This is a genomic window from Mycobacterium sp. (genome assembly GCF_052145595.1).
Lineage (GTDB): Bacteria > Actinomycetota > Actinomycetes > Mycobacteriales > Mycobacteriaceae > Mycobacterium.
This window is the reverse complement of record NZ_JBKQOI010000157.1, coordinates 1-17,878: the sequence shown is the minus strand read 5'-3', so window position 1 is coordinate 17,878 and position 17,878 is coordinate 1. Positions and strand designations below refer to the sequence as shown.

The following is a 17,878-nucleotide window of genomic DNA, read 5'->3' as shown; positions in this document are numbered from 1 at the left end:
ATTAAGCCGCGTGACAAATGTTGCGGATGTTGCGCTCTGGGATTAGCGGGGTGGGGTGCGCCGCGATCCGGCCGGGGCGTCAAAAGTAGTCTCAGGCCGTGATCGACCTGAGGCTGCTCCGGGAAGACCCCGACGCCGTGCGCCGCTCCCAACTCAGTCGCGGTGAGGACCCGGCGCTGGTGGATGCCCTGCTGACGGCAGACGCCAACCGTCGCTCGGCGATTTCGGCCGCCGACACGCTGCGTGCCGAGCAGAAGACCGCGAGCAAAAGCGTGGGCGCCGCGTCAGCCGAAGAGCGACCGGGCCTACTGCAGCGCGCGAAGGATCTGGCGGAGCAGGTGAAGGCTGCCGAAACCGCGCAGTCCGATGCCGAGACGGCGTTCACGGCCGCACACATGGCGATCTCGAACGTCGTCGTCGACGGGGTTCCCGCCGGCGGGGAGGACGACTATCGCGTCCTCGACGTGGTCGGCGAGCCCGCGGCGATCGAGAACCCGAAGGATCACCTGGAACTCGGCGAGTCGCTCGGTCTTATCGACATGCAGCGCGGCGCCAAGGTGTCCGGCTCGCGGTTCTACTTCCTGACCGGTCGGGGCGCCCTGTTGCAGCTGGGTCTGCTTCAGCTGGCCCTGCGGCGGGCCGTCGACAACGGCTTCATCCCGGTGATCCCGCCGGTGCTCGTGCGCCCGGAGGTGATGGCCGGCACCGGATTTCTGGGCGCCCACGCCGACGAGGTGTACCGGGTGGAAGACGACGGCCTCTACTTGGTCGGCACGTCTGAAGTGCCGCTGGCCGGCTACCACGCCGACGAGATCCTGGATTTGTCCGGCGGCCCGCTGCGATACGCGGGCTGGTCGTCGTGTTTTCGGCGCGAGGCCGGCAGCTACGGCAAGGACACCCGCGGCATCATCCGGGTGCACCAGTTCGACAAGGTGGAAGGGTTCGTCTACTGCGAGCCCGCACACGCCGAGGCCGAACACCAACGGCTGCTGGGCTGGCAGCGCGAGATGCTGGCCCGCATCGAGGTGCCATATCGGGTAATCGACGTGGCCGCAGGCGATCTCGGCTCGTCGGCCGCCCGCAAGTTCGACTGCGAGGCGTGGGTTCCCACGCAGGGCACCTACCGCGAGCTGACGTCGACGTCGAACTGCACCACCTTCCAGGCGCGCCGGCTGGCCACCCGCTATCGGGATGCCAACGGCAAGCCGCAGATCGCGGCCACGCTCAACGGCACGCTGGGCACCACCCGCTGGCTGGTTGCGATTCTGGAAAACCACCAGCGGCCCGACGGCAGCGTGCGGGTGCCCGAGGCGCTGGTCCCGTTCGTCGGCACCGAGCTGCTCGAGCCTTAGGCGGCGATTTTGGGCACCGTCTCGCGGGCTCGTTCGTGCCGGCGCTGCCGCTCCATGGTGGCGAAGTAGAACGCAAGCGGGAACGAAAAGCTGGTGAAGAAGCTGCACAGGAAGAAGAGCCACGGGTGGCGGATGCCGCGCCGCAGGCCGTCGACAATGGTGAACAGCGGCAGCAGAATGACATTCGCGATGAGGTAGTCCTCGATGCCTGAACCGGCCGCTGAGCTGGCGAACTGCGACCGGAGAAAGTGCGGATAGCTGGCCGGTCCCGAGATCAGGTTCCCCTGCCCGTGCGCCTCGGCCACGAACTTGATGTTGAAGTACCAACCCAGCAGGACCGAGGCGATACCGACGACGTAATACACCATTTCCAGCGGCGAGAGCCACGGTCCCTTGGCCGGTTTGGCGTAGATCTTCGGGTTCGCCGCGATGATCCAGCCGATGACGGCCAGCCCGAGTAGCGCATGGACAATTAGCGACACCATGGCGGCAGTCTTCATCGCGGCCCGAAGTTTTGTCAATACTGACAAAAGATGGCTGGGGTACCTTACTTCCATGGTCAGGCCCGCGCAGACGGCACGCAGCGAGCGCACGCGGGAGGCGCTCATCCAGGCTGCGATGGTGCGGTTCCTGGCCCAGGGTGTCGAGGACACCTCGGCCGAGCAGATCGCCACGGATGCCAGGGTGTCGCTTCGGACGTTCTATCGGCACTTCCAGTCCAAACATGATCTGTTGTTTGCCGACTACACCGGACTGAACTGGTTTCGCGCTGCCCTGGATGCCAGACCCGCCAATGAATCGATCATCGATTCCGTGCAGTCGGCCATCTTCTCGTTCCCCTATGACGTTGAGGCCGTGGCGAAAATAGCCACTCTGAGGGGCGGCGAGCTCGACCCCGGCCGCATCGTTCGCCATATGCGCGAAGTTCAAGCCGACTTCGCCGATGCCATCCAGGCGCAGCTGCACCGGCGTAGCTGCGCAACGGCCGAGACACCGCATGCCCGGCTGCGTGCCGCGGTGACCGCCCGCTGCATCGCGGCCGCCGTTTTCGGGGCGATGGAATTCTGGATGCTGGGTGACGATCGGTCGCTGGGTGAGCTGGCGCGGATGTGCCACGCGGCACTGGAGTCACTGCGCGCCGGCATCACCGACGCCTGGACCACGGGAACCTGACCACCGTTTCGTCATAATTGACAAAACTTTGGTGCCGTGCCAGCCTCCATTGCTGGAGGGCAGGACATGGCTGAATCTGAAACCGCATTTGACGCGATAGTTATCGGGGCCGGGCACAACGGACTGGCCGCGGCGGTGCTGCTGCAGAAGGCGGGACTGCGGACCGTGTGTCTGGACGCCAAGCTCTACGCCGGTGGAATGGCCTCCACGGTGGAGCTTTTCGACGGGTACCGATTCGAGATCGCCGGCTCGGTGCAGTTCCCGACGTCGTCGGTGGTTGTCGAGGAACTGGGCCTGGACACCCTGCCGACGATCGACTTGGACGTGATGTCGGTAGCGCTGCGCGGTGTCGGTGACGATCCGCTGGTCCAGTACAGCGATCCGATCAAGTTGTTCACCCACCTCAACGAGGTGCACGGGGCGGACGCCGTCAACGGAATGGCGGGACTGATGGCCTGGAGCCAAGCGCCGACACGGGCGCTGGGCCGGTTCGAGGCGGGGACGGTACCAAAAACGTTCGACGAGATGTATGCCTGTGCCACAAACGAATTCGAACGCTCAGCTATTGATGACATGTTGTTCGGGTCGGTCACCGACGTGCTGGACCGCTACCTGCCCGATCGTGAGAAGCACGGTGCGCTGCGCGGCTCGATGACCGTACTGGCCGTCAACACGCTCTACCGCGGGCCGGCCACGCCGGGCAGCGCTGCGGCCCTCGCCTTTGGGCTGGGTGTTCCCGACGGGGACACCATGCAGATGAAAAAGCTGCGCGGCGGGATCGGCGCGCTCACCTCACATCTGTGCGAACTGCTGGAAAGCCATGGCGGCGAAGTTCGGTTGCGTACCCAAGTGACCGAGATCCTCGTCGCCGACGGGCGGGTGCGTGGGGTGCGCACCGAGGCGGGAGACACCCTGACCGCCTCGATCGTCGTCTCCGCCATCGCGCCCGATGTCACGCTCAACGAGCTGATCGAACCGGCCGCATTGCCCGCTGACATCCGGGAGAGGTATGCGCGGATCGACCACCGCGGCAGCTATTTGCAGATGCACTTCGCGCTGGACGAAGCGCCCGGCTTTGCCGCGCCCTACGAGGCGCTGAACGACCCGGCCATGCAGGCATCGATCGGTCTTTTCTGCACTCCGGAGGAAGTCCAGCAGCAGTGGGAGGACTGCCGCCGCGGGATCGTCCCGGCCGACCCGACGGTGGTGCTGCAGATCCCTTCGCAGAACGACCCGGACCTGGCGCCCGAGGGTAAACACGCCGCCTCGGCGTTCGCGTTGTGGTTCCCGATCGAGGGCGGTGCGGACTATGGCCAGACGAAGGTCGAGATGGGCCAGCGGGTGATCGACAAGATCACCCGACTCGCGCCGAATTTCAGGCGCAGCATCATCCGGCACACCACCTTCACGCCCAAACATATGGGCGTGATGTTCGGTGCTCCCGGCGGCGACTACTGCCACGGGCTGTTGAACCCGGACCAGATCGGTCCCAACCGGCCCGGCCCGAAGGGCTACCGGGGGCAACCGATCCCGATCGATGGGCTGTACCTGGGCAGCGCGGGCTGCCACGGCGGCCCGGGAATCACGTTCATCCCCGGCTACAATGCCGGTCGCGCGGCGCTGGCCGAGCGCAGCGCTTAGCCGATTCGAGGTGCCCGAGCGGCGCTGTTAATCGCCCAAGCGGATGGAGGGGGATGCCTCTTAGAACTCTGAGCCCCGGCCGTGTCCGGAAGTGGGAGAGCCGTGCTGCCCGAGCGTGCGGCGTGGTGCCGGAGGCGAAGGATCCGTGTGACGAACGCACGCGGCTCATAGAAACGACCGCTAGGCTACCTTAAAACCTCACCACTGCCGTGCGGAGTTTGGCGGCGGGCCACCATCTGAGCAGCTAGCTGCCAGATGGGACCTCTGCTGCAACGTCGCCACGGTAAGGATTGAGCGCCGAAATGCGGCACGGAAGGTGGTGAGGTACGGGAGGTAACAGTGCTAATCGGACCGTTGGATGTCTCAACCGTCAGTGAGTGGGAGCTGACGCCGGGAACACTGATTTCTTGGCACCCAACACCTGCGTCGAGTGCCAAGGCCCTGGAGGCGCCGGTCAGTGCCGTGCCTCCCAGCTATCCACAAGCCCGGCATCTTCGGAGCTTCTGCGAGCAGGCTGCCCGGGGGTTTGACCACTCCCGGCTGCTTATTGCTTCCCTCGAGGTGCCCGGTCGCTGTGATTCCCGCGCCATGACCTATGTCATAAACGCGCACCTTCGCCGGCACCACACGTATCGCAGTTGGTTCGAGTACCACGACGCCGACCACATCGTCCGGCACACCATCGCCGACCCGGCCGATATCGAATTCGTCCCCACCGAGCATGGCGAGCTGAGCAGCGCGGAGTTGCGAGACCACATCGTGGCTGTACCGGATTCGCTGCAATGGGATTGCTTCAGGTTTGGGATTATCCAGCGCCGGGGCTGCTTCACGTTCTACGTCAGCCTCGATCATCTGCATGCCGACGGGCAGTTTGTCGGGGTGGGACTCATGGAGTTCCAGGCGATCTACAACGCGCTGACAGCGGGCGGTGCGCCGATGGAGTTGCCGGAGGTCGCCAGCTACGACGATTTCTGCGTCCGGCAGCACGCGTACACGTCGGCGTTGACCATTGACTCGCCGGAGGTGCGTGCCTGGATCGACTTCGCTGAAGTCAATGACGGGACGTTCCCACAGTTCCCGCTGCCACTGGGTGATCGGTCGGTGCCCTGCGACGGCGACCTGATCAGCGTGACACTGATGGACGAGCAGCAAACAGAGCGATTCGAATCCGCCTGCGTTGCGGCGGGCGCCCGTTTCGTCGGTGGCATGTTCGCTTGCATCGCCCTTGCGGTACACGAGTTGACCGCTGCCGATGCGTATTTCGGCATTACCCCGAAAGACACCCGCAGCACGGAAGCCGACTTCACGACACAGGGTTGGTTCACCGGCCAAATCCCGGTAACCGTGCCTGTCGCCGGATCGTCTTTCAACGATATTGCGCGAAGCGCGCAGAAATCCTTCGATTCGGGTGCGGACCTGGCGAACGTGCCATTTGAACGCGTAGTGGAATTGGCGCCTTGGCTGTGCAGGCCGCAACCGCTCTTTGCCCTGGTGAATTTCTTTGACGCACAAGTAAGCCCGCTCTCCGTGATGAGCAGATTGTTCGAGGGCTGGAAGGCCGGTTCTTATAGCGACGGCAGGGTTATCTATCCATTGAGTACGATGGTGGGCCGGTACGAGGAGACCGCAGCGACCGTGTTGTTCCCGAATAATCCGGTCGCTCGCCAATCCGTCACCCAATATCTAGGGGCAATAAAATCCGTGTGTGTCCGCATTACCGATGGCGGGGCGGAAGGGCGTGCGCGTAATGGCACTGATCTTTCCAAGCAGGTGGCGTATTGATGCTGAAACGAGTACCGCAATGATGTGCGGGCGATTTCGCCGGTGTCCGTAGTTTTCAGGCGGTTGTGAATGTCACGGCAGACGAAGATGAGCAGCCAAGCCGGCCAGGGCTTCCCAGTGGGCGTCTTCCCACGACTGGCGCGCCTGATCACGCGCAGGCCGTGGCTGGTGATCGGCGCCTGGGTCGTGCTCGCGGGCGTGCTTTCGCTGACCATGCCGTCCCTCGACGAGGTCTCCCAGCGGCATCCGGTGGACATTCTGCCGTCCAACGCCCCGGTGCTGGTCGCCACCGACAACATGGCCGCGGCTTTCCACGAACCCGGGTCGGAGAGCATCGCGGTGGTAGTGCTGAGCGACGCCAAAGGGCTGAGCCAGGCCGACGAAGGCACCTACAAAAAACTGGTTGACGCCCTGCGCCAGGACACCCGAGATGTGGTGACGCTGGAGGATTTCCTTTCGACACCGCCGTTGCGTGAGGTCATGACCAGCAAGGATCACCAGGCGTGGATCCTGCCCATTGGTCTGCCCGGCGACTTGGGCTCGACTCAGTCGAAACAGGCGTATGCGCAGGTGGACGACATCGTCAAACACAACGTCGCGGGGTCTACGCTGACGGCCAATCTGACCGGGCCTGCGTCCACCGTCGCCGACCTCAATCTCACCGGGCAGCAGGACAGGACTCGGATCGAGCTTGCCATCGTCATCTTGTTGTTCGTCATTTTGCTGGTCATCTACCGCAACCCGGTCACCATGGTGCTCCCGCTGGTGATGATCGGGATGTCCGTGGTGGTTGCGCAGCGCCTTGTTGCAATAGTCGGATTAGCCGGCCTGGGCATTGCCAACCAGACCACCATCTTTATGACTGGGATGATGGTCGGCGCCGGAACAGATTACGCCGTCTTTCTCATCAGCCGATATCACGACTATCTGCGGCAGGGCGTGGATTCGGATCAAGCGGTCACCAAGGCGTTGACGTCCATCGGCAAGGTGATTGCGGCCTCCGCGGCCACCGTGGCGGTCACGTTTTTCGGGATGATCTTCACCCAATTGGGGATCCTCAAAAGCGCCGGCCCGGTGTTGGGAATTTCGGTAGCCGTGGTCTTCTTCGCCGGCGTGACCCTGCTACCGGCCTTGCTCGTGCTCGCCGGACGCCGTGGTTGGATCGCGCCACGAAGTGACCTCACCCGCCGTTTCTGGCGGCGTTCGGGCGTACAGATCGTGCGTAAGCCCAAGGCCCATCTGCTGGCCAGTGCGCTCGTGCTGATCATTCTGGCCAGCTGCGCCGGTCTGGCTCACTACAACTACGACGAGCGAATGGCGCTGCCGGCTTCCGTCGAGAGTTCGGTCGGATATGCCGCTCTGGACAAGCATTTCCCGCCCAACTTGATCATTCCCGAGTACCTCTTCATCCAATCGCCGCACGACTTGCGCACGCCGACGGCGCTTGCCGACTTGGAGCAGATGGTGCAACGGGTAAGCCAGGTGCCGGGTGTGGCGACGGTCAGGGGCATCACCCGACCCACCGGCGAGTCCCTGGAGCAAGCTAAGACTTCTTGGCAGGCGGGCGAAGTCGGCAACAAGCTCGACGAGGGCTCCAAGCAGATCGTCGACCACACAGGTGATCTCGACAAGCTGGCGGGCGGAGCCAACCTCATGGCGGGCAAGCTCAGCGACGTACGGACCCAAGTCAACCAGGCTGTGTCGGCCGTCAGCGGTCTGGTTGACGCGCTGGGATATCTGCAGAACGTATTCGGCGGGAATCGGGCACTCGGCGAACTCGAGGGCGCGGAGAAGCTTGTCAGCAGCATGCGTGCCCTCGGTGACACCATCGGCGCAAACGCCAATTTTGTTGCCAACAACTCCGATTGGGCCAGCCCGGTGCTGGGGGCACTCGACAACAGTCCGATGTGCGGTGCCGAACCCGCCTGTGTCAATGCGCGCACCGAACTGCAGCGACTGGTCACCGCGCGCGACGACGGAACGCTCGGCAAGATATCCGAGCTGGCCCGACAGCTACAGGCGACGCAAGCCGTGCAGACCCTGGCAGCAACGGTATCCGGGTTGCGGCGGGCACTGGCTACCGCTACTGGGGCTATGGGCTCGTTGGGGATGGGCAGTCCGGGTGGTATGCGGGCGAAGATCAACTTTTTGCAGCAGGGGACCAACTCCCTTGCCGACGGCAGCCGGCAACTGGCCGACGGCGTGCAGCTTCTGGTCGACCAGGTCAAGAAGATGGGCTTCGGGCTGGGTGAGGCCTCCGCGTTCCTGATGGCCATGAAAAACGACGCGACAACTCCGGCGATGTCAGGCTTTTACATTCCGGCGCAGGCATTGTCGTATGCCACTGGCAAGGGCGGCAGCCCTGGGGCGATGCCAGGTGAGGTTCAGGACCTCTTGGGCGGGTTGGACACCGACCAGCTCCAAAAACTTGCCTCCGCCTTCGTTTCACCCGACGGACACGCGGTGCGGTACTTGATCCAGACCGATCGCAATCCCTTCAGCACCGCCGCGATGGACCAGGTCGATGCCATCACGGCGGCCGCGCAGGGGGCTCAACCGAACACCACGCTGGCCGACGCCAAGGTATCGGTAGTGGGGTTACCCGTCTTCGTAAAGGAGACGCGCGACTACTACAGTCATGACCTGCGATTCATCATTGTGATGACCGTCTGCGTTGTGCTGCTGATTTTGATCGCATTGCTACGCGCGATCGTTGCGCCGTTGTACCTGATCGGTTCGGTGATTATTTCCTACATGTCGGCGCTCGGTATCGGCGTCATCGTGTTCCAACTCATCCTCGGTCAGGAAATGCATTGGAGCGTTCCCGGATTAACCTTTGTCATATTGGTCGCGGTGGGCGCCGACTACAACATGTTGCTGATATCCCGGATGCGCGACGAGTCCCGGTCGGGCATCCGTTCCGGCGTCATCCGTACCGTGGGCTCGACCGGCGGTGTGATCACCGCGGCGGGCCTGATCATGGCCGCTTCGATGTTCGGTCTGGTTTTCTCCAGCCTCAACAATGTCGTGCAGAGCGGCTTTGTTCTCGGGACCGGGCTGTTGTTGGATACCTTCCTGCTGCGTACCGTCACGGTGCCCGCGATCGCCGTGCTAGTCGGACGGGCGAACTGGTGGCGGCCGTCGGGCTGGCGGCCGCCGGGTTGGTGGCCGTTACGACGGGACCGCGGGCGCGCTCGCCAGGTCAAACGTAAGCCGCTGTTGCCTGACGAAGAGAAGTGGCCAGCGTGGACAGACGATCAGCTGATCGGTTTCTCGTTGCACGACGGGCTCAGGCTTTAGCGGTCGGCGTGCAGGCTTGGCCGGCTGGAGATTATTTCGTGGCTTTGAGTAGCAGACGGCCGACCTTCGGCAACACACCCTTGCCCACCTGAAGTCCGGAGACGGCGTTTCGGGCCGCGTTGGCGACTGTGAAGGTGGTGGTGGCCGCATTGATGCCCGCGGCGGTGCCCTGGATGGGGGCGGAGATTGCGGGAGCGATGGCGGGGATATGGGGGACACCATTGACGAGGTTGCCCGGACCGAGCGCTGGCCCCGGCGCGTACGCCCTATCGATCATCGGCCGCAGCACCGCGCCGAGCGGACCAGCCGCCTCGGGAGGCAGGCCCGCCATGTCCACGAGCGCCCGCACCAGCGGCAACTGCTCGCTGCGGATGAAGTACGTCGTCGTGGTGGCGCCCAAGCTGTTGGTTGTCTTCGTGATGTCCCAGGGCGCCACCCGGGCCGGGTCCGAGAATGCCGTGGCGCTGTGGCCGTAGTACCCGCCCGCGGTAACCGCGTTCAGGTCAGCCAGCAGATTCCCCGCATGGTTGGGCGGATCAGAAAAGGGGTCGTACTGGCCCACGATGTTGACCGTGTCGTACTGACTCTCCAAGGGAGCCGGAACGGTGTAGTCGATGACGGGCACCCGGGTTCCGGGCCGGAACGCCTTGCTGAGCAGATTGTTGGGGTCACCGGCTTTGATGAACGTCAGTTGGCCCGGCGGCGGTGCGGTTGGGTCGTTCGCCAGTCGTGTCTGCTCGCGGTCGAGCGCCAGCGTTCCTTGTGACAGTCCGGCCACAGAGATGGGCCCGTTGGTGCTACGGATCGCCTGGTCGAGATTGTTTGCGCCGGTATTCACAGAGCTACCGACCGTCGGCGAATTCAAGCCCGTGACCGGCCAAAAGCTCCCCGGATAGGAAATGATCTGCCGGGTGGCGTCGGGGCTGTAATAGTTTGCGCCGATCTGAGGCTGCATCGCGGGATTGAAGTGGTACAGCGACCGCAACGGCCCATAAGGAGACGGCGCCGTGCCCGGCACAATCAACGCCGTGTCGGCGGAGGCGACACCATCACCGAAAGCTGTTGCCCAAGTTAACATTCCGAGCGCGACAGCCCCGGCGAACAGTTTGCTCACAAACTCCCCCTGAAGAGGCCGACCGACAAGATTGTCATCGCGTCCGCGATCGACATATGGCAAGGATCCTACCTCGTGCGGGGCAACGACGAGGGCGTACCGTGCGGCAGAGCAATTCATGCGGCCTGAGCTTGGTCAACGGGCCGCCGATCGGGCGGTTAGCCGGCTCGCTACGCGTTTACCCGCCGCCCTGGAGTTGGGTCAACCCGAGTACGAGCATGAGGCAACCCCCCGCCGCCACCAACACCGCGGCGTCCCGGTGGCTACGGGACCGGAGCCACGTTTGCAGCGCTGCCATGAACACGCGCGTCTTCTGCGGCGCTGCCAGGAAGCTGATGAGGGGGATCTCCGCCACCGTGAACGCCACGAGGTTGAACGCGAGAAGGGCTTGCGCCTGTGTTGCCAGCGCGGCGTGGGAGGCAAGAATGGCAGCCATCGAGCCCATGTAGTTGGCCGAGGGTAATGCGGCCCCCAGCCCGCCAACCCCCGCGACATACAGCGAGTCGCCCTGCAGAAAATATCGCGCACGTTCGGTCAGCTTCTGCAGGCCAGTTGGCGGTCTGTGTTCAAGCAGGGCGACGCCACCATCGCCGCCGGCCGCGGCCCTGGGGACCAGCTTTCTGAGTGAGACGTTTGCGGCCAGCGCAACGGCGATGAGCAGGGCGATGAGCCCGGTCGCGACCTGGACTTTCGCCGTGGTGAAGTGTCCGACCAACGGCGTGGTCCTGAGGATGAAAAGCACGACCAGACCTGCGCCGACACCCATTGCGAAACCACCGCACAAGAAAACGGACAGCTGCAAAAGCGGTCGCCGCCTGTTGAGCAGAAGAACCACCAGACCGAGCCGGATCGGCTCGAAGATCACCGAGCTCGCCAGTACCAGCACGGTCGTCCACATGCTGGGGAACCGTACCCCACCTCCCCCGGCTCTGGGCTGCAAACCTTCCGGCGAGGCCGCACCCGTGCTCCGGGTTTCTGGAATAGAGTTCATCAGGGGGTTTCTGGAATAGAGTTCATCAGGGCCGCCTGTGAAGCAGGCGCAGCGGCCGCACAGGTTCCGTAACACGACCGTCAAGCGGGCACGTTATGCTACGCCATCCCGCAATATCATTTGCGGCCGGGGAAAGCTCTGGGGGTATGTGAGTGTGCCGATTTGGTACCGTCGGTATTGAAGTCACGTTAACAGATGATGTGGAGTAACCTAACAATGGCTAGCTGCAGGTTAATTGCGGTGCGCGCTGGCGGGCACCGTGGCGACCGCGCTGGCGGTGCCGGGGGCTGGCGAGAAGCATGTGCTTGGGGGGTCGCTCAGCTCGATCTATGCGGACCCCGGAGAGCGTCGAGTTACAGGAGGATCCAGTGTTTGGCGTAACCACACTCCACGACTGGACGCCGGATCCGGGCCCTGTCGTCTGTTGGCATGCATCACCCGCGACGATTGCCAAAGCGCGAAAAGCGCCGGTCAATTCGGTGCCACCCAGTTATCAGCAAGCCCAACATCTGCGGCGTTATAGCGATCACGCAGCGCGAGGTCTCGATATGTCGCGCCTGATGATCTTCACCTGGGACATGCCGGGCCGCTGCGACATCCGTGCCATGAATTACGCGATCAATGCGCACCTTCGTCGGCACGACACGTACCACAGCTGGTTTGAGTACCACGATGCGGAACGTGTGGTTCGACATACCATCGTCGACCCGGCCGATATCGAACTCGTTCCGATTGAGCACGCGGATATGACGCCGGCGGACTTGCGCGAACACATATCGACACCGCAACCGCTGCAGTGGGATTGCTTCGTATTCGGGGTTATTCAGAGCGACGACCACTTCACGTTCTATGCGAGTATCGCTCATCTTTGCGTGGACCCGATGATTGTGGGTGTCCTATTGACGGAGATCCACATGATGTACCTCGCCCTCATGGGCGGCAACGCGCCTGTTGAGCTACCGGAGGCGGGCCGGTATAGCGATTACTGTGTCCGGCAGCGCGAGGAATTGGCTGCTTCGACGCTCGACTCCCCTGAGGTGCGCGGGTGGATCGAGTTCGCGGCCAACAACGGCGGAACCCTTCCTTACTTCCCGTTGCCCCTCGGTGATTTATCGGTGCCCTATGCGGGCAGACTGCTCACCGAAACGCTGATGGACGAGCAACAGACAGAGCGATTCGAGGCAATCTGCGTCGCCGCGGGCGCCCGTTTCAGTGGCGGCGTCTTCGGGTGCGCCGCGCTCACGGAAAGTCTGTTGACCGGCGCTGAAACGTTCTCAGTGGTCACGACCATTGATACACGGAGGACACCAACAGAACTCATGACGGCGGGCTGGTTCACCGGCTTGGTTCCAATCACCGTCCCCGTCGTCGCAGGGCTTTTCGAGGATGCGGCCCGTGCCGCGCAACTTTCCTTCGATTCGGGCATCGACCTGGCGACCATACCGTTTGATCGCGTATTGGAGTTGGCGCCCGCCGAGGTGGGGCTTAAGAGGCCACGGCCCGGCAATTTCGTGATGTCGTTCCTCGACGCGAGCATTGCGCCGCTTTCTACTGTCGCTAACTCCGATTTGAATTTCCGGATCTACGACGAGGGAAGGGTTTCCCATCAAGTTTCGCTGTGGGTAAATCGGTTCCAGCAGGAGACCACGGTGACGGTACTGTTCCCCGACAACCCGGTCGCTCGCGAATCTGTTGCCCGTTACATCGAGGCCATGAAATTTACGTTCGCCCGTGCCGCCTACGGCAGGCTTGGTCGTGCGCCGCTAACCGCGCTGACTTAGCAACTCGTCGAGAAGGGCGGTGAACTCGTCCGGGCGCGCCGGCGTGCACGCCGGGCTCGGCCAGATCCCCGGCACGTCCAGGGTGATGAGCGTCGACTTGAACGGCCGGTTTATGTCCAGCGGAAGCCAGCGGCGCAAGTCCGAGCTGCCCCAGATGCGGAACCGCTGTACGAACAGGCCCAACGCCTCGGCTTCATACCCACGGATCGCGTCCAGCGCGATGACCTTCGACGTGCCGGAAGGAAAGTGATAGCGGCGCAGCGTGATCGCCGCGCGATCCAGCTGGACCAGGCCGTCATCGTAAGCCTCGTTCATTTCCGCGAGCTCCGCAGCTGGTGACCCCGCGAGGTTAGGCAGCGGCCGTCATCCAGCCGCCACTGCCACCCGTGGAGGTTGCAGGTCAACGTGTTGCCCTCTACCACACCGAATTTCGAGAGGTCGGCTTTGAGGTGGGGGCAACGGCGCTGGATCTCCCAGCCGTCCAGCGTGATCGACGCGGAATCATCGTGGGTCTCGGCGAACCATCCGTCGGCGTAGGCGATCCGTTCGTCGGTCAGGCACTTGAAGAATGTGTACAGGTATTCGTTGTAGCCGCCGACCCGCCATGCCCTGAAACGGGTTGACAGGAAGATGGTATTGACCCAGTCCGGCTCGTGATCGCGCAGCACGGTGCGGACCACCTCGGGCGCGATGGCGAACCCGTAACGGAACTTTTCGTCGGGAATACGTTCGCGCACGGCGCGTTTCGGAAAGTCGAGGATCACCGTCTCGGGACCGATGACCAGCTCGACGGGATAGCCGATTCCATCGCAGATCTCGTCGCTTTGCAGCATGATCGGTTCGAACAGCGCGCGCAGTTGTTCCAGCAGTGGCTCTCCGGCGGCGCGGGCCCAGCTCGCCCGCTCCGCGGCCAGCACCGGCGCCATCCGGTCGGCATAGTCGGCGATGTAGGCCGCCTTGTCGGTGGTGAAGATGGCCTCGACTTGGTCGGCGGGCAACGGATGGCGCAGCGAATTCAGTTTCGCGCCTGCGAAATCCGCGATAGACCCCGGGATCATCAGCAGGCCGCCGTCATGCCCGTGCGTTCGCATCTGATCCAGGAACACGATTTGGTCGGGAAAGATGTTCGCCGGATCGCCGTGGTCGTCGTTGAGGTGGCGCAACTCGGGGTCCAAAAAGCACGGGGGTCCCGCCGACGGGACAACCCAGGTGGCCCCCACCTGGGCTATATACTGGCGAGCGCGATCCATCCCACGCTGCCGTTTCTGGATGCCGAACGACTCCTTGGCGCGGACCGGCATGTCGTAGACCATCGGGTACCAGATCGCTCCGGAGTACTGCAGCAGATGTACATCGACGCGTCCGAACTCGGATGTCAGCACATCCAGATCAATCGGCCGGGCATCGTTCATGTTGAAAACCGTTGTCACGCCGTCGGAAACGGCCAGTGCCGAATCACCGATCGGGCCGTCGGCAGGTGCCCGCAGGGCGATCACCATGACGTCGAGGTCGCCTTTGGGCCCGCTGACCCGGTGCTTGACCGAGTCGGTGGTCTCGAAGAACCGGTGAAAGCCCAGCTTCTGCAACTCATTTCGCAGGTCGGGCACCGGGAAGTCGGGCAGCAGAACCACCGCGTCTTTATTGACGTGCTCGGTCAGATTTTTCGCGTCGAAGTGGTCCTTGTGCAGATGCGATACATACAGATAGTCACAGTCGCCCAATGCGTCCCAGTCCAGCGCGCTGTTGTCCGGGAACGGGAACCAGGACGCGAAGTAGGCCGGATTGACCCAGGGGTCGCAGAGGATGCTGCCCGCTGGGGTCTCGATCAAGAATCCGGCGTGCCCTACGCTCGTGACCTGCACAAATACCTTCCTGGGGCCGTTGGGGCCTCGGCCGGGTAACGGCTTTTCAGCCCCCGAGCTTAGCGCGAGGCGGCATCCTCGGCCCGCCACAACCGCCGGTAGTAGTCGATGCGGGCCGGATCAGGCTCGATGCCGTATGCGGCGAAGAACTCCGCGTGCCGGATTCGGCCGGGATAATTCCAGCTCAACGACAGCATCGCCACCGCGAGGTCGGCCCACCGACCCGCGACACCGAGTGCGCCGAGGTCGACGTGCCCGCAGCAGCGGCCGTCGTCATTGATCACCGTGTTGGGTGAGCAGGTTGCCGGCCGCAAACCGGTCGACGACCGCGGGCACCGCGGGCGGTGATGACGGAAATCACAAGGGTTGCCTCTTCTGGGCACTTCAGGCGGCTCATAGTTGGGAGCACTAGGCTGGGTGGCTGTGGAACCGGTATACGGGACTGTCATCCAGCTTGTCCGCTTGATCTGGCGGGTACAGGGTCTGAAGATCACCGTCACGGGGGTCGAGAACTTACCGAAAAGCGGGGGCGCGGTCATCGCGATCAACCACACCAGCTACCTCGACTTCACCTTCGCGGGTTTGCCCACCTTCCAGCAGGGCCTGGGGCGCAAGGTGCGATTCATGGCCAAGCAGGAGGTGTTCGACCACAAGATCACCGGGCCGATCATGCGCAGCCTGCGGCACATTGCCGTCAATCGACAAGACGGGGCCGCGTCCTACGAAGCCGCCGTCAGGAGTCTGAAAGACGGTGAGTTGGTAGGCGTCTACCCGGAAGCCACGATCAGCCGCAGCTTCGAGATCAAGGAGTTCAAGTCGGGGGCCGCCCGGATGGCGGTCGAGGCCGGAGTGCCGATCGTTCCGCACATCGTCTGGGGTGCGCAGCGGATCTGGACCAAGGACCACCCCAAGAAGCTGTTGCGGCCGAAGGTGCCGATCACGGTGCTGGTCGGCGAGCCGATCGAACCGACGCTATCCGTAGAGGAATTGAAGATGCTTTTGCACTCGCGGATGCAGCATTTGCTGGAACAAGCCCAAGAATTCTATGGACCCCACCCGGCCGGTGAGTTCTGGGTGCCGCGTCGGCTGGGCGGTGGTGCTCCATCGCTGGCTGAGGCGTCCCGCATGGACGCCGAGGAGGCAGCCGCGCGGGCGGCCCGCCGCGCCCACGCTAGGGCGCGGGAGCAGTAGCCGATGGCGGAGCCAACCTTTCGCGCCCTCGAGATCCTGGCTCAGCTCGTAGTCCTGGCCGCAGGCAGCCGCATCACCTACAGCGGGGAGGAGAACATCCCCGAGCGGGGCGGCGCCGTGATCGCGATCAACCACACCAGCTACGTCGACTTTCTTCCCGCCGCATTGGCCGTGCATCGCCGGCGTCGTCGGCTTAGATTCATGATCAAAGCCGAGATGCAGCAGGTGAAGGTGGTCAATTTTCTGATCAAGCGCACCCGCACCATCCCGGTCGACCGCGGCGCCGGGGCGGACGCCTATGCGGTGGCCGTTCAGCGGCTTCGCGAGGGCGAGCTGGTCGGGGTCTATCCGGAGGCAACGATCAACCGCAGCTTCGAGCTCAAGGACTTCAAGACGGGGGCGGCCCGGATGGCTATCGAGGCAAATGTCCCGATCGTCCCGGTGATCGTCTGGGGTGCGCATCGGATCTGGACCAAGGACCACCCGCGACACGTAGGCGGCAACAAGATGCCGATCACCGTGCAGGTGGGTGTGCCCTTGCATGCCGCCCAAGACATCGCGGGCACCGACGTCGCGCTGCGTGAATCGATGACCACGCTGCTGCACCAGGCCCAACAGCGGTATCCGCACGAGCCGGGGGCGTACTGGGTGCCGCGGCGGCTGGGTGGTGGCGCACCGACGCTCGCCGAGGCGGCTCAGCTGGATGCCGATGAGGCGGCGGCGAGGGCCGCCAGCCGTACCCCGCGTCAGTCGCGCTAGGGGTGGAAGGAAAGAACATGGCTGAGGCGTTCTACCGGTTGGGAGAGTGGGTCTTACCGCCGATCGTGGCGGTGAACGGAACAAAATTCACGTTCCAAGGCCTGGAAAACATTCCTGCGCGGGGCGGTGCCTTACTTGCCCAGAATCACACGAGCTACCTGGACTGGCTTCCGACGATGTTGTCCACGCGTGAGCGGGGCCGGCGCATGTACTTCATGATCAAGGCCGAGATGGCGGACGTGAAAGCGGTCAACTATGTGATCAAGCACGCTAGGCTCATCCCGGTCGACCGCAGGATGGGGCACGACGCGTTCGAGGTGGCCGTGCAGCGCCTGCGCGAGGGCGAACTCATCGGGATGCATCCCGAGGCCACTATCAGCCGCAGCTTTGAGCTGAGGGAATTCAAGACCGGGGCAGCTCGGATGGTGCTGGAGGCGCAGGTGCCGATAGTTCCAATGATTGTGTGGGGCGCGCACCGGATTTGGCCTAAAGATCATCCAAAGAAGCTGTTCCGTAACAAGATTCCGATCACCGTGGCCGCTGGGCGTCCGCTGCCGCCGCAGGGCACCGCCGAGCAGCTCAATGCCGCACTGCGCCAAGCGATGAATGCGTTGCTGTACCGAGTGCAGGAGGAGTATCCGCATCCCGACGGGGAGTACTGGGTGCCGCGGCGGCTCGGTGGCGGCGCGCCGAATCAGGATGACTCCAGCGCGCTCCGAATCGCCGAATTGGCCGAGCGGGCAAAGAGGTACGGGACCGACGGCGTGACGCGACCGGGATAGACCGAAAGCGAACCGAACTGACGGCTGAAAAGGGCGGATCGTCTCGATGACTTTGCCGGCGCTCATCGCCTGCGACGTCGACGGCACGTTGTTCGACGACGACGAAACCATCACCCCGCGCACCCGTGACGCGATACGTGCCGCCGTCGC

The 17,878-nt window shown here is 63.6% G+C and carries 15 protein-coding genes and 1 pseudogene; 10 read left to right on the top strand and 6 right to left on the bottom strand.

Going from position 1 to position 17,878, the window contains the following annotated elements:
- Positions 1-98 precede the first annotated feature (98 nt).
- Entirely contained in the window at positions 99-1,352 is a 1,254-nt protein-coding gene (gene serS / locus ACLP4W_RS14090) for a serine--tRNA ligase (protein ID WP_442386842.1), read from the top strand.
- Here serS and ACLP4W_RS14085 read toward each other — a convergent pair.
- On the bottom strand, positions 1,349-1,837 hold the full coding sequence (locus tag ACLP4W_RS14085) for a DUF2834 domain-containing protein (RefSeq protein WP_442386886.1): 489 nt from the start codon (positions 1,835-1,837) through the stop codon (positions 1,349-1,351). The genes serS and ACLP4W_RS14085 overlap by 4 nt on opposite strands.
- 70 nt (positions 1,838-1,907) lie before the next feature.
- Between ACLP4W_RS14085 and ACLP4W_RS14080 the strand changes: the two genes are divergently transcribed.
- The 4 genes from ACLP4W_RS14080 to ACLP4W_RS14065 all read left to right on the top strand — a co-directional run bounded on the left by ACLP4W_RS14080 (position 1,908) and on the right by ACLP4W_RS14065 (position 9,248).
- A complete protein-coding gene (locus ACLP4W_RS14080) occupies positions 1,908-2,525 on the top strand; it encodes a TetR/AcrR family transcriptional regulator (RefSeq protein ID WP_442386840.1) in 618 nt (205 codons plus the stop codon).
- 66 nt (positions 2,526-2,591) lie between these two features.
- Entirely contained in the window at positions 2,592-4,166 is a 1,575-nt protein-coding gene (locus tag ACLP4W_RS14075) for a phytoene desaturase family protein (RefSeq protein WP_442386838.1), read from the top strand.
- Between the two features lie 339 nt (positions 4,167-4,505).
- The gene (locus ACLP4W_RS14070) at positions 4,506-5,948 is read left to right on the top strand and encodes a condensation domain-containing protein (RefSeq protein ID WP_442386836.1); all 1,443 of its coding nucleotides are present in this window, start codon (positions 4,506-4,508) and stop codon (positions 5,946-5,948) included.
- Positions 5,949-6,017: 69 nt separating this feature from the next.
- Entirely contained in the window at positions 6,018-9,248 is a 3,231-nt protein-coding gene (locus ACLP4W_RS14065) for an MMPL/RND family transporter (RefSeq protein ID WP_442386834.1), read from the top strand.
- Between the two features lie 31 nt (positions 9,249-9,279).
- Here ACLP4W_RS14065 and ACLP4W_RS14060 read toward each other — a convergent pair whose 3' ends face one another.
- The gene (locus ACLP4W_RS14060; protein ID WP_442386832.1) at positions 9,280-10,425 is read right to left on the bottom strand and encodes a PE-PPE domain-containing protein; all 1,146 of its coding nucleotides are present in this window, start codon (positions 10,423-10,425) and stop codon (positions 9,280-9,282) included.
- A gap of 115 nt (positions 10,426-10,540) precedes the next feature.
- Positions 10,541-11,260, bottom strand: coding sequence for a GAP family protein (locus ACLP4W_RS14055; RefSeq protein ID WP_442386830.1), 720 nt, complete (start codon positions 11,258-11,260; stop codon positions 10,541-10,543).
- Between the two features lie 461 nt (positions 11,261-11,721).
- Between ACLP4W_RS14055 and ACLP4W_RS14050 the strand changes: the two genes are divergently transcribed.
- Complete coding sequence (locus ACLP4W_RS14050) at positions 11,722-13,134, top strand: condensation domain-containing protein (RefSeq protein ID WP_442386828.1); 1,413 nt, start codon at positions 11,722-11,724, stop codon at positions 13,132-13,134.
- On the opposite strand, the gene ACLP4W_RS14045 is transcribed toward ACLP4W_RS14050, so the two are convergent.
- The 3 genes and pseudogenes from ACLP4W_RS14045 to ACLP4W_RS14035 form a co-directional block, all read right to left on the bottom strand.
- Entirely contained in the window at positions 13,117-13,449 is a 333-nt protein-coding gene (locus ACLP4W_RS14045; RefSeq protein ID WP_442386826.1) for a hypothetical protein, read from the bottom strand. The genes ACLP4W_RS14050 and ACLP4W_RS14045 overlap by 18 nt on opposite strands.
- Positions 13,446-14,996, bottom strand: a complete 1,551-nt coding sequence (locus ACLP4W_RS14040) for a Rieske 2Fe-2S domain-containing protein (protein ID WP_442386825.1) — start codon at positions 14,994-14,996, stop codon at positions 13,446-13,448. The genes ACLP4W_RS14045 and ACLP4W_RS14040 overlap by 4 nt, the downstream gene beginning before the upstream one ends.
- 59 nt (positions 14,997-15,055) lie before the next feature.
- A pseudogene (locus ACLP4W_RS14035) lies at positions 15,056-15,295 on the bottom strand (aminoglycoside phosphotransferase APH(3')); the annotation flags it as partial.
- 124 nt (positions 15,296-15,419) lie between these two features.
- Between ACLP4W_RS14035 and ACLP4W_RS14030 the strand changes: the two are divergent.
- The 4 genes from ACLP4W_RS14030 to ACLP4W_RS14015 form a co-directional block, all read left to right on the top strand.
- On the top strand, positions 15,420-16,187 hold the full coding sequence (locus ACLP4W_RS14030; protein WP_442386884.1) for a lysophospholipid acyltransferase family protein: 768 nt from the start codon (positions 15,420-15,422) through the stop codon (positions 16,185-16,187).
- A 3-nt stretch (positions 16,188-16,190) separates the two neighbouring features.
- The gene (locus ACLP4W_RS14025; RefSeq protein ID WP_442386823.1) at positions 16,191-16,946 is read left to right on the top strand and encodes a lysophospholipid acyltransferase family protein; all 756 of its coding nucleotides are present in this window, start codon (positions 16,191-16,193) and stop codon (positions 16,944-16,946) included.
- A gap of 17 nt (positions 16,947-16,963) precedes the next feature.
- Positions 16,964-17,728, top strand: coding sequence for a lysophospholipid acyltransferase family protein (locus ACLP4W_RS14020; RefSeq protein WP_442386821.1), 765 nt, complete (start codon positions 16,964-16,966; stop codon positions 17,726-17,728).
- A gap of 46 nt (positions 17,729-17,774) precedes the next feature.
- Positions 17,775-17,878 (top strand): HAD hydrolase family protein (locus ACLP4W_RS14015; protein WP_442386882.1); only part of this gene is annotated, 104 nt, incomplete at its 3' end.